Source organism: Pseudomonas sp. Tav-5-1A (assembly GCF_055755055.1).
In genome coordinates, this window is sequence record NZ_CM146901.1 from 348,849 (window position 1) to 360,886 (window position 12,038).

A 12,038-nucleotide genomic window follows, 5' to 3' on the forward strand; every position below is an offset into this window, starting at 1 on the left:
ACCGAAAAGCTCGCTGGCAAGCCAGCTCCCACAAAAGCAATTGCTGCTACGGGACCGTGTCACCGGTGCAGCACGTACTGCCCGGTGAACTGCACCGCGGGTTGATTGCTGCCCTGGTGCACCACGAAGGTGCGCAGCTCCAGCCGGGCACGGCCATGGCGATTCCAGGTGGCCACGAAGCGTTTCCAGGCTTTTTCGTCCGGCGCCTCGCACACCGCCTCGGCGTCGCCGGTCACTGGCAACGGATAGCTGATCTGGCCTTCCTGGATCACGATATGCCCGCCCTCGATGCCCGCCTCGCGCAAGCGCAGGTGCAGCCAGCCCCAGCCTGCCAGCACGGCGCCACAGTAGAGGCTGCCGCCGAACATGGTGCTCTTGTGGTTGACGTTGGGGGCCAGCGGCAGGTGCAGGCGCAAGGTCGAGCCTTGCCAGCTGCGGACCTCCATGCCCATTTCCCGGGTCAAGGGAATATCGCCGTGCAGCACGGCTTGTAGTTCAGTGCAGTCCTGGTTCATGTTCATGCCTCGCCCTCATCGCCAGCGGCGAAGTTCAAGCCGTGCTTGCGCAGTTTGTCGTGCAGGGTCTTGCGCGGTACCCCCAGGGCTTCGGCCAGGCTGCGCAGCGAGCCGTGGGGCCTGGCCATTTCCGCGGCGATCAGCGCGCGTTCGAAGTTTTCCACCTGCTCGCTGAGGTTGCCGGTCATCGGCGCTTGCTGGGCGGCTGGCGCGGGCGCGCTGTTGTCCAGCTCAAGGTCCAGCCCCAAGGCGAAGCGTTCGGCAGCGTTCTGCAGTTCGCGCACGTTGCCCGGCCAGCTGTGGCGCAGCAACAACGCGCGTTCGCCAGGCAACAGCTGGTTGGGCAGCAGGCCGTGGCGCTCACTGGCGGCCGTGGCAAAGTGCTCGAACAGCACCAGCGCATCTTCGCCGCGCTCGCGCAGCGCTGGAATGCGCAGCGACGCCACGTTCAGGCGGTAGTAGAGGTCGGCGCGGAAGCGTCCCTGGTCGGCGGCCTGGCGCAGGTCTTCCTTGGTGGCGGCGATGATGCGGATGTCCAGCGGGATCAGCTGGTTGCCGCCCAGGCGTTCCACCACGCGCTCCTGCAGCAGGCGCAGCAGCTTGACCTGCACGTCCAGGCTCATGCTCTCGATTTCGTCGAGGAACAGCGTGCCGCCGTTGGCGAATTCGAACTTGCCGATGCGGCGTTTCTGCGCGCCGGTGAAGGCGCCGGGCTCGTGGCCGAACAGCTCGCTTTCCACCACCGATTCGGCCAGCGCCCCGGCGTTGATGGCCACGAACGGGCCGTTGCGGCGGCTGGACAGGTCGTGCAACGCACGCGCCACCACCTCCTTGCCCGCGCCGGTCTCGCCCAGAATCAGCACGTCGGCCTTGGTCGGCGCCAGCGCGCCGATCTGTTCGCGCAGTCGCAGCATGGACGGGGATTGCCCCAGCAGCCGCGCACTCAAGGCGTGGCGGTCGCTGAGGGCCAGGCGCAGGCTGCGGTTGTCCAGTACCAGGCGGCGCAGGGCCAGGGCGCGGCGCACGCTGTCCAGCAGGGCGTCGCTGGCGAAGGGTTTTTCCAGAAAGTCGTAGGCGCCGGCGCGCATGGCCTGCACGGCCAGCGGCACATCGCCGTGGCCGGTGATCAGCAGCACCGGCAGCTCGGCATCCTGGGCATGCAGCTGCTGCAACAACTCCAGGCCATCGAGGCCCGGCATGCGGATATCGCTGACGATCACCCCCGGCCAGTCACGTTCGATGCGTTCGGCCAGGCCATTGGCGTCGGCCAGGGGCAGGATCTTCAAGCCGGCCAGGTCCAGGGTCTGGCTCAGGGCCTGGCGCAGGTGCGGATCATCGTCCACCAGCACCACCTGGGTCTGGCTGTCGATGGCAGGGGCCGTGCTCATGCGGAAGGGTCCTCGGGTGGTTGCAGGTTGACGCCGGGTGGTGCGCTGCGCAGGCGCAAGGTCAGCAGTGCGCCGCCCTGGGGGTGGTTGGCCAGCAGCAGCTCGCCGCCCAGCGCCCGCATCAGGGTATCGCAGATGGCCAGCCCCAGGCCAAGGCCCTGGGTGCGGGTCTTGGTGGTGAAGAAGGGTTCGCGGGCGCGGGCCATGGACTCACGGGTAAAGCCGGGGCCGTTGTCGCGAATCAGCAGTTCCACGCCGTCGGCGGTCTGCTCGGCGCTGATCCACAGGCAGCGGGGCGTGGCTTTTTCGGTCAGGGCATCGAGGGCGTTGGCCAGCAGGTTGCTCAGCACCTGGCGCAGCCGCGTTTCCCCTGCCTGCACCCACAATGGCGCATTGGGCAGGTCGCGGAACAGCTCCACCGCCATCGCCCGCCGGCGCTTGGCCAGCAGCGCCAGGGCATCATCCAGGGCGGGCTGCAGGGCCACGCTTTCCAAGGCATGGCGGTCGCGACGGGCGAAGGCACGCAGGTGGGCGATGATCGAGGCCATGCGCCCGGTCAGCTCGCCAATCAGCTTGAGGTTGCCGCGGGCGTCTTCGGTGCGCTGGTGGTCCAAAAGCACTTCGGCGTTCTCGGCGTAGCTGCGGATGGCCGCCAGCGGCTGGTTGAGTTCGTGGCTGATGCTGGCCGACATGGTGCCCAGCACCGACAGCTTGCCGGCCTGCACCACTTCGTCCTGCACGCGCACCAACTCCTGCTGGGCCTGCTCGCGTTCCAGCACTTCCTGGCGCAGGCGGCTGTTGAGCGCCTCGAGGTCGCGGGTCCGTTCGCTCACCCGAACCTCCAGCTCACCCCGGGCCTTGGCCTCGAAGGCGATGCGGTCGAGGTAATTGCGCCGGCGCTGCATCATCAGCCCCAGCAACAGCATCAACACCAGCAAGGCTGCGCCGCCGATGGCCAGCACCGTGCGCACCGGGCGGTCGACCAGCGCCCGCGGGGCGAGGATGCTGGCGTTCCAACCTGTCTCGGCGATGGGGTGGGTCTGCATCAGCCAGGCCTTGTCGCCCAGGCTCAGGGGCTGCGGCTCCTGGGTGGGGTAGGGCTGGATGGAGGCGATGGCCTGGTGTTCCTCGTCCGTCAGCGGCCGGGTGGCGCGGAAACGCCATTCGGGGTTGGAGGTCAGGATCACCACGCCGTGCTGGTCCGTCAGCATCAGCTGTTCGGGGGTGTTGCCCCACAGGTTTTCGGTGTGGTCCAGGTCGACCTTGACCACCAGCGCGCCGACTACCTTGTCGCCCTCGTGCACGGCGGCGGCGAAGAAGTAGCCGCGCTTGCCCGAGGTGGTGCCCATGCCGAAGAAACGGCCCAGGCGCCCGGCAATGGCGTCGCTGTAGTAAGGCCTGAAGGCAAAGTTGCGGCCCACGAAGCTGTCTTTCTTCTCCCAGTTGGACGCTGCCAGGGTGTTGCCGCTGGGGTCCAGCAGGTACATCACCTCGGCGCCGGTCTGTTCGCTGATGTCCTTGAGCAGCCGGTTGGCGTGGTCCACCACCTGCGGGTTGCCTGGCTCGGCCAGGGTGGCGCGCAGCGACGGCAGGTCGCCGAGGATCTGCGGCAAGGTTTCGTAGCGGTGCAGGGTGCCCAGCAGGTTGGCCACGTACAGGTCCAGGGTCTGCCGGTTCTGGCTCGCCAGTTCGCTGCGGTAGTAGCGTTCGGCAAGGTGCTGCAACGGCCATAGCAGCGGGGCCAGGCACAGTGCCAGCAAGGCGAGGCTGCGCCAACGGGGGCGGCGGGGAAGCGAGGGAGTCATGTCAGGAACAAATGCGCCGGAGGGTGTCCGGCGCATTATGCGTCATGCCAGGGGAGCCAGGCACTCAATCAGCGCTTCGCGCCAGTTGGGCAGGTGCAGGTTCCACTGTTGTTCCAGGCGGCTGCAGTCCAGGCGCGAATTCAACGGGCGCACCGCAGGGGTGGGGTAGGCGCTGGACGGAATAGGCTCCAGCGTCGCGCACGGCTTGTCCTGCGCCAGCAGGTGCTTGCCGATTTCCTGGGCGAAACCGAACCACGAGGTTTCACCCTTGGCGGTCAGGTGGTAGGTGCCCCACGGGCCGGCCTGGCCGTTGAGCCAGTGCTCGATAAGGGTCTGGGTGGTGCCAGCGATGGTGCCGGCCCAGGTGGGCGCGCCGATCTGGTCGGCCACCACGCGCAGCTCCGGCTTCTCTTGCAGCAGGCGCTGCATGGTCAGCAGGAAGTTGCGCCCGTGCAGCGAATACACCCAGCTGGTACGCAGGATCAGGTGCTTGCCGCCCACGAACCGAATGGCCTTCTCGCCTTCCAGCTTGCTGCGCCCGTAGACGCCCAGCGGGTTGGTTTCGTCGTCCTCGGTGTAGGCGCCTTCCTTGCGGCCATCGAACACGTAGTCGGTGGAGTAGTGGATCAACGGGATGTCCAACGCGGCGGCCTCTTCGGCGAAGATGCCGGGCGCGGTGGCGTTGATGGCGAAGGCCAGATCCTCTTCCGTTTCCGCCTGGTCCACCGCCGTGTGTGCGGCGGCGTTGATGATCAGGGTGGGGCGCAGCATGCGCACCACTTCGCGGATGGCTTCGGGCTGGGCCAGGTCCAGCTTGTCGCGGCCCAGCACGTGCAGCTCGCCCAGGTGGCCCAGGCGTTGTTGCAATTCACGCGACACCTGGCCGAACTGGCCACTGATGAGGATCTTCTGGCTCATGGGAACAGGTCAGCCTCTTGCAGGGATTTGCCTTGCTGGTCCTTGGCCGACAACTGCGGGACGATGCCGTCCAGTTCCCAGTCGATGGCCAGTGTCTCGTCGTCCCAGCGAATGCAGCGCTCGGCGGAGGGGGTGTAGTAGTCAGTGGTCTTGTAGAGGAACTCGGCGTAGTCGCTGAGCACCACGAACCCATGGGCGAAGCCCTTGGGTACCCACAGTTGACGGCTGTTCTGCGCGCTCAGGCGCACGGCCACCCACTTGCCGAAGGTAGGCGAGCTGCGGCGGATGTCCACGGCAAGGTCCAGCACCTCACCGGCGGTGACCCGCACCAGCTTGCCCTGGGCGTTTTCGATCTGGTAATGCAGGCCGCGCAACACGCCCTTCTGCGAGCGTGAGTGGTTGTCCTGCACGAAGGCTTCGGTAATGCCGGTGGCCTGTTCGAAAGCCTTGGCGTTGAAGCTCTCGTAGAAAAAGCCGCGCTCGTCACCAAATACCTTGGGCTCGATGATCAAGACCTCGGGTATTTCGCTGGCGATCACATTCATCTGGTTTCCCCTGCAATGCTGAACAGATATTGGCCGTAGCCGGTCTTGCCGAAGTATTTGGCGCGCACCAGCAACTGTTCGCGGTCGATCCAGCCGTTCTGGTAGGCGATTTCTTCCAGGCAGGCCACTTTCAGGCCCTGGCGGTGCTCGATGGTCTGCACATACTGGGAAGCCTCGATCAGGCTGTCGTGGGTGCCGGTGTCCAGCCAGGCGAAGCCGCGGCCGAAACGCTCCACGCGCAGGTCGCCGCGCTGCAGGTAGGCGTTGTTGACGTCGGTGATCTCCAGTTCGCCACGTGGGGACGGTTTTACGTCCTTGGCGATCTGCACCACGTCATTGTCGTAGAAGTACAGGCCAGTCACGGCGTAGCTGGATTTGGGCTGCGCCGGTTTTTCTTCGATGGACAACGCCTTGCCGTCTTCGTCGAAGTCGATCACGCCGAAGCGTTCCGGGTCTTTCACCCAGTAGCCAAACACCGTGGCGCCCTTGGGCTGGCTGGCGGCGCGCTTGAGCTGCTCGCCGAAGTGCTGGCCGTGGAAGATGTTGTCGCCCAGGATCAGGCACACCGGGTCCTTGCCAATGAATTCCTCGCCAATCAGGAATGCCTGGGCCAGGCCGTCCGGCGAGGGCTGCTCGGCATAGCTGATGCTGATGCCGAACTGGCTGCCGTCGCCCAGCAGCTGGCGGTATTGCGGCAGGTCGGTGGGCGTGGAGATCAGCAGGATCTCGCGGATGCCGGCCAGCATCAGCACCGAGATCGGGTAGTAGATCATCGGCTTGTCGTAGATGGGCAGCAGTTGCTTGGAGACACCCAGGGTGATGGGGTGCAGGCGTGTGCCGGAACCACCGGCCAGTACGATACCCTTGCTCATGCGATCAGATCCTTTGGTTCGGTGGAGCCCAGGCGTTCGCCCTGATAACTGCCGTCTTGCACGCGACGGCACCATTCCTGGTTGTCCAGGTACCACTGCACGGTCTTGCGCAGGCCAGTCTGGAAGGTTTCATCGGGCACCCAGCCCAGTTCGCGTTCGATCTTGCTGGCGTCGATGGCGTAGCGCAGGTCGTGGCCCGGGCGGTCCTTGACGAAGGTGATCAGCTCGGCGTACTGGCTGATGCCGGCCGGGTGGTTGGGCGCCAGTTCATCCAGCAGCGCGCAGATGCTGCGCACCACGTCGATGTTCTGCTGCTCGTTGTGGCCGCCGATGTTGTAGGTTTCGCCGACCTTTCCTTCAGTCACTACCTTGAACAGGGCGCGGGCGTGGTCTTCCACGTATAGCCAGTCGCGCACCTGCTTGCCATCGCCGTACACCGGCAGCGGCTTGCCTTTCAGGGCATTGAGGATGACCAGCGGGATGAGCTTTTCCGGGAAGTGGAACGGCCCGTAGTTGTTTGAGCAGTTGGTGACCAGCACCGGCAACCCGTAGGTGCGCTGCCAGGCCCGGACCAGGTGGTCGGAGGCCGCCTTGCTGGCCGAGTAGGGCGAGCTGGGCGCGTACGGGGTGGTTTCGGTGAACAGGTCGTCGATGCCGTGCAGGTCGCCGTACACCTCGTCGGTGGAAATGTGGTGGAAGCGGAAGGCTTCTTTCTCGGCGGCCGGCAGCCTGGACCAGTAGGCGCGGGTGGCCTCCAGCAGGCTGTAGGTGCCGACGATGTTGGTCTGGATGAAGTCCGACGGGCCGTCGATGGAACGGTCGACATGGGACTCGGCCGCCAGGTGCATGATTGCATGGGGCTCGAAGCGCGCCAGCACGGCGCTGACGGTAGCCTGGTCGGCGATGTCGGCCTGGACGAATTCGTAACGGCTGTTGCTGGCAATGCTGGTCAGCGATTCCAGGTTGCCGGCGTAGGTCAGTTTGTCGAGGTTGAGCACTTCGTGCCCAGTGTTTTCAATCAGATGGCGCACGAGGGCCGAGCCAATGAAACCGGCACCTCCGGTAATCAGGATTCGCATATCGATATGCCTTCTTCCATAAACTGACATTGAGCCGATGGAGCATAGCTTGTGGGCAAGGATTGCCTGGTGCAAGCGTGATTCATCGACAAATAGTCACAAGCAGCCATGAGTCATCAAATTTCTCGCGGTGCTTGCGTAACAAGGGGCGCAATGGCGATATAAGCGCTTAAAACTACAAGAGGTCGCCCCGATGTCGCTTGCCACGTTGATTCACCGGTCCAGCCAGCCCAGCCCCACCCTCGGCGTCGCACAGGCGCTGGAGCTGCTGCGGGCGTACTACGGCCTGCACGGTGCGTTGACGCCATTGGGCAGCCAGCAGGATCTTAATTTCCTGGTTGATACCGATGATGGACGCTTTGTACTGAAGATCTGTCACGGTGGCTACGCAACCAGCGAGTTGCAGGCCCAGCATGCCGCCCTGGCCCACCTGCGGGCGCGTGGGCTGCCGGTGCCCACGGTACGCCTTGCCAATGATGGCCGCGACCTGTTGAGCCTTGCGGTCGATGGGCAAGCATTGCAAGTGCGGGTGCTCGAATACGTTGACGGGCAGCCATTGACCCGGCTGCAGTATTTCACCCCCGGTTTGCGGGCGGAAATCGGCCAGTTGTGCGCGCACGTCGACCTGGCCCTGGCCGATTTCGACCACCCCGGGCTGGCCCGCACCCTGCAATGGGACCCGCGCCACGCCCATGCCTTGATCGCCGAGCTGCTGCCGGCGCTGGCCGACCTGGACCGTCGCAGCCAGGTGGCCGAAGCGGCGGCCCAGGCCGAGCAACGGCTGTTGGCGGTGCAGGATGAGCTGCCCAGCCAGGCGGTGCACCTGGACATTACCGACGACAACAGCGTGTGGCGCCGCGACGCCCAGCGCCACTGGCGCCTGAGCGGGCTGATCGACTTCGGCGACCTGGTGCGCACCTGGCGCGTGGCCGACCTGAGCGTGACTTGCTCGGCGCTGCTGCATCACGTGGACGGCGACCCCTTTGCGATTTTGCCGGCCATCAAGGCCTACCACGCCCACAACCCGCTGACCCGCGCCGAGTGGCTGGCGCTGTGGCCGATGGTCGTCGCCCGCGCGGCCGTGCTGGTGCTCAGCAGCGAACAGCAACTGAGTGTGGCCCCCGGCAACGCCTACATCGCCGATAACATCGCCCATGAGTGGCAGATATTCGACGTCGCCACCTCGGTGCCCTTCGACCTGATGGAGGCGGCCATCCTGCAAGCGGTCGGGCTGGCGCCCACGCTGCCCGACTTGAGTGGCTGCGCCCCGCTGTTGCCCGGCCTGCAGGCCGCAGCGTTCCAGCGGGTGGACCTGGGCGTGCTCAGCGAGCACTTCACCGAGGGTAACTGGCAGCAGCCCGGCGCCGACGAGCGGCTGCTGATGGCCTATCCACAGGCCAGCGCCCTGTACGGCCAGTACCGGCTGTCGCGCACCCGCATCGACTGCGCCGAAGAGCCCGACACCTGCGCGCTGCACGTGGAACTGCACGTGCCGGCCGGCACCGCGGTGCAGGCGCCGTTTGCCGGGTTACTGCGCCGCGCGGCCGACGCCGGGCTATGGCTGGTGGGTGCAGGCGTCAGCCTGCACCTGTGGGGCGTGGACAGCGAGTTGGCTGCCGACACGCCCCTGGCCCGTGGCCAGGCCTTGGGCCAGGCCAACGGCATGCTGCTGGTACAGCTGTGCAGCGCCGAGGAACTCAGCCCGCCGTTGTTTGCCACGCCCTCGCGTGCGCAGGCCTGGCAAGCGCTGTGCCCCTCGCCGCGGCCGTTGCTGGGCTTCGATTGCGATGCGCCACCCCAGGTTGACCCCCAGGCCTTGCTGGCCCGCCGTGACGCCAGCTTCGCGCGTTCGCAGAAGCATTATTACCAGGCGCCGCCGCAGATCGAACGCGGCTGGCGCAACCACCTGATCGACCTGCAGGGCCGCTCTTACCTGGACATGCTCAACAACGTCGCGGTGCTGGGCCACGGCCATCCGCGCATGGCCCAGGTGGCCGCGCGGCAGTGGTCGCTGCTCAACACCAACTCGCGCTTCCACTACGCCGCCATCGCCGAGTTCTCCGAACGGCTGCTGGCGCTGGCGCCCGAGGGCTTCGACCGGGTGTTCCTGGTGAACAGTGGCACCGAGGCCAACGACCTGGCCATCCGCCTGGCCTGGGCCGCCAGCGGTGGGCGCGACATGCTCAGCGTGCTGGAGGCCTACCACGGCTGGTCGGTGGCCACGGATGCCATTTCCACCTCCATTGCCGACAACCCCCAGGCGTTGAGCACGCGCCCCGATTGGGTGCACCCGGTTACCGCACCCAATACCTATCGTGGTGCGTTCCGCGGCGCAGGCAGTGCGGCGAGCTACGTGGCCAATGTCGATGCAACCCTCGCCAGGCTGGCCGCCGAGCACCGCCAGGTGGCCGGGTTCATCTGCGAGCCGGTGTACGGCAACGCCGGGGGCATCGCGCTGCCGCCGGGCTACCTGCAACAGGTCTACGCCAAGGTACGCGCCTTGGGCGGCGTGTGCATCGCCGACGAAGTGCAGGTGGGCTACGGGCGCCTGGGCGAGCATTTCTGGGGCTTCGAAGAGCAGGGCGTGGTGCCCGACATCATCACCATGGCCAAGGGCATGGGCAACGGCCACCCCTTGGGCGCGGTAATCACCCGCCGGGAAATCGCCGAGGCGCTGGAGGCCGAGGGTTACTTCTTCTCCTCCGCAGGCGGCAGCCCGGTCAGTTGCCAGGTCGGCATGGCGGTGCTGGATGTGATGGCCGAGGAAGGCCTGTGGGACAACGCCCGCGTGGTGGGTGGCCACTTCAAGGCGCGCCTGGAAGGCTTGATCGAACGCCATCCACTGGTGGGCGCGGTGCATGGTTCGGGCTTCTATCTGGGAGTGGAACTGGTGCGCAACCGCGAGACCCTGGAGCCGGCCACCGAAGAAACCGCGCAGCTGTGCGAACGCCTGCGCGAACTGGGAATTTTCATGCAGCCTACCGGTGACTACCTGAACATCCTCAAGATCAAGCCACCGATGGTCACCACCCGCCAGAGCGTGGATTTCTTCGTGGATTGCGTGGACAAAGTATTGTCTGAGGACCTTTGATCCGGATTAATATCGATTATGTGCCGGTTGAAAATCGCAAGCTTCCAACAATCCTGAATTTACTTTATCTTTATTCAGATATTTATCGATTTGCTGAACGCCCCCGAAGGGGCCCAGGAGTCTGACCCGCCATGACCACGCTAACCACTACCCCACGCGCCGACGGCTTCCACATGCCTGCCGAATGGGCTCCGCAAACCCAGGTGTGGATGGTCTGGCCCGAGCGCCCGGACAACTGGCGCCTGGGCGGCAAGCCGGTGCAGGCTGCCCACGTGGCCCTGGCCAAGGCCATCGCCCGTTTCGAGCCGGTGACCGTCGCCGTCTCCGCCGGCCAGTACGACAACGCTCGTGCACGCCTGGACGCGCCGAACATCCGCGTGGTGGAAATCAGCAACGACGACGCCTGGGTGCGCGACACCGGCCCGACCTTCGTCATCAACGACCAGGGCGAAGTGCGCGGCGTGGACTGGGGCTTCAATGCCTGGGGCGGCTTCGACGGCGGGCTGTACTCGCCGTGGAACCGTGACGAGCAGCTGGCCAGCAAGGTGCTGGAGATCGAACGCTGCAACCGCTACCACACCGAAGGCTTCGTGCTCGAAGGCGGCTCCATCCATGTGGACGGCGAAGGCACCCTGGTGACCACTGAGGAATGCCTGCTCAACCGCAACCGCAACCCGCACCTCACCCGTGAGGAAATCGAGGGCGTGCTGCGCGACCACCTGGCGGTGGACACCATCGTCTGGCTGCCCGACGGCCTGTACAACGACGAAACCGACGGCCACGTCGACAACTTCTGCTGTTACGTGCGCCCGGGCGAAGTGTTACTGGCCTGGACCGATGATTCCAATGACCCCAACTACAGCCGCTGCCGCGCAGCCATGAGCGTGCTGGAGCACACCAAGGACGCCAAAGGCCGCACCTTTGTGGTGCACAAGATGCCGATCCCCGGCCCTTTGTATGCAACCGAAGACGAATGCGCGGGCGTCGATCCGGTGGCTGGTACCCAGGAACGCAACCCTTCCGTGCGCCTGGCAGGCTCCTACGTCAACTTCCTGATCGTCAACGGCGGCATCATCGCGCCAAGCTTCGACGACCCCAAAGATGACGAAGCCAAGGCCATCTTGCAGCGCATCTTCCCCGATCATGAGGTGATCATGGTGCCGGGTCGCGAACTGCTGCTGGGCGGTGGCAATATTCACTGCCTGACTCAGCAACAGCCGGCGCCGTTTAAAGGCTGATCGAAGAGTCAAATGAAGAACCCGTCATGTGACGGGTTTTTTGTATCTATGCGGAAATGTCCGGCTTGCGTGGCACAGGTTTTGTATCGGATACAACGGCTTAAATGCCGGTACGTGTCAATCGTACTGTCATAAAGCGTGGGTAAGTTTGCCGCTCACGGATCCGGGAAAAAGGTGTCGATATGAACGCAGTCAGTGAGCCGGCTTCGCATCCATCGTCTATCACTGCAGAGTCCCTGCAGCGTGTGGCGCAGTGGTTGAAATGCAACGGCAGTATCAAGATTCAAAAGGCAGACCCCCTTCAGGTGCTCAGCGAGCGCTACCCGGCAGGCCTGCTCAGCCAGGCGGAACTCGAAGCGCTGCTGGGCTCCTTCCACCACTAGTTGCAAAGTCGTCACGACGACGCAGTGCCATGAGGCATGGAGCCTCCCCCTCCTGTTGCAAATCTGGTTATAACCCCCGAACTTCTTGTAAATTGACACTTGCGCTGGCCCCCCGCTAGGATTCCGCCCAACGCCTGTGGCGAACAGCCACCTGTCCAGTATTCGATAAGGCCCGCGTTGCATTCGTGCACGCGGGCCTTTGCG

The 12,038-nt window shown here is 65.2% G+C and carries 10 protein-coding genes; 3 read left to right on the forward strand and 7 right to left on the reverse strand.

Annotated features, from left to right (window positions below):
- Positions 1-59: 59 nt before the first annotated feature.
- From AC0J42_RS01700 to rfbB, 7 genes are read right to left on the reverse strand one after another with little or no spacing between them, the layout of a single operon-like run.
- Positions 60-515, reverse strand: coding sequence for a thioesterase domain-containing protein (locus tag AC0J42_RS01700; RefSeq protein WP_473006802.1), 456 nt, complete (start codon positions 513-515; stop codon positions 60-62).
- Between the two features lie 2 nt (positions 516-517).
- Positions 518-1,903 (reverse strand): sigma-54-dependent transcriptional regulator, encoded by a 1,386-nt coding sequence (locus AC0J42_RS01705; RefSeq protein WP_416421944.1) that lies wholly within the window; start codon positions 1,901-1,903, stop codon positions 518-520.
- Positions 1,900-3,708 (reverse strand): sensor histidine kinase, encoded by a 1,809-nt coding sequence (locus tag AC0J42_RS01710; protein ID WP_473005099.1) that lies wholly within the window; start codon positions 3,706-3,708, stop codon positions 1,900-1,902. The genes AC0J42_RS01705 and AC0J42_RS01710 overlap by 4 nt, the downstream gene beginning before the upstream one ends.
- A gap of 42 nt (positions 3,709-3,750) precedes the next feature.
- A complete protein-coding gene (gene rfbD, locus AC0J42_RS01715; RefSeq protein WP_473005100.1) occupies positions 3,751-4,626 on the reverse strand; it encodes a dTDP-4-dehydrorhamnose reductase in 876 nt (291 codons plus the stop codon).
- Positions 4,623-5,171: a dTDP-4-dehydrorhamnose 3,5-epimerase gene (gene rfbC / locus AC0J42_RS01720; RefSeq protein WP_416421947.1), complete on the reverse strand. Its 549-nt coding sequence runs from the start codon at positions 5,169-5,171 to the stop codon at positions 4,623-4,625. The genes rfbD and rfbC overlap by 4 nt, the downstream gene beginning before the upstream one ends.
- Positions 5,168-6,043: a glucose-1-phosphate thymidylyltransferase RfbA gene (gene rfbA, locus AC0J42_RS01725; RefSeq protein WP_473005101.1), complete on the reverse strand. Its 876-nt coding sequence runs from the start codon at positions 6,041-6,043 to the stop codon at positions 5,168-5,170. Before rfbA ends, rfbC begins: the two co-directional genes overlap by 4 nt.
- Positions 6,040-7,122 carry a dTDP-glucose 4,6-dehydratase gene (rfbB, locus tag AC0J42_RS01730; protein WP_473005102.1) on the reverse strand — a complete coding sequence of 361 codons (1,083 nt, stop codon included), beginning with the start codon at positions 7,120-7,122 and terminating at the stop codon, positions 6,040-6,042. Before rfbB ends, rfbA begins: the two co-directional genes overlap by 4 nt.
- Positions 7,123-7,315: 193 nt before the next feature.
- Between rfbB and AC0J42_RS01735 the strand changes: the two genes are divergently transcribed.
- The 3 genes from AC0J42_RS01735 (at position 7,316) to AC0J42_RS01745 (ending at position 11,834) form a co-directional block, all read left to right on the forward strand.
- Positions 7,316-10,213 (forward strand): aminotransferase, encoded by a 2,898-nt coding sequence (locus AC0J42_RS01735; protein ID WP_473005103.1) that lies wholly within the window; start codon positions 7,316-7,318, stop codon positions 10,211-10,213.
- A 131-nt stretch (positions 10,214-10,344) separates the two neighbouring features.
- Positions 10,345-11,451: an agmatine deiminase gene (aguA, locus tag AC0J42_RS01740; protein ID WP_416421951.1), complete on the forward strand. Its 1,107-nt coding sequence runs from the start codon at positions 10,345-10,347 to the stop codon at positions 11,449-11,451.
- Between the two features lie 182 nt (positions 11,452-11,633).
- Complete coding sequence (locus AC0J42_RS01745; protein ID WP_416421952.1) at positions 11,634-11,834, forward strand: hypothetical protein; 201 nt, start codon at positions 11,634-11,636, stop codon at positions 11,832-11,834.
- Positions 11,835-12,038 lie beyond the last annotated feature (204 nt).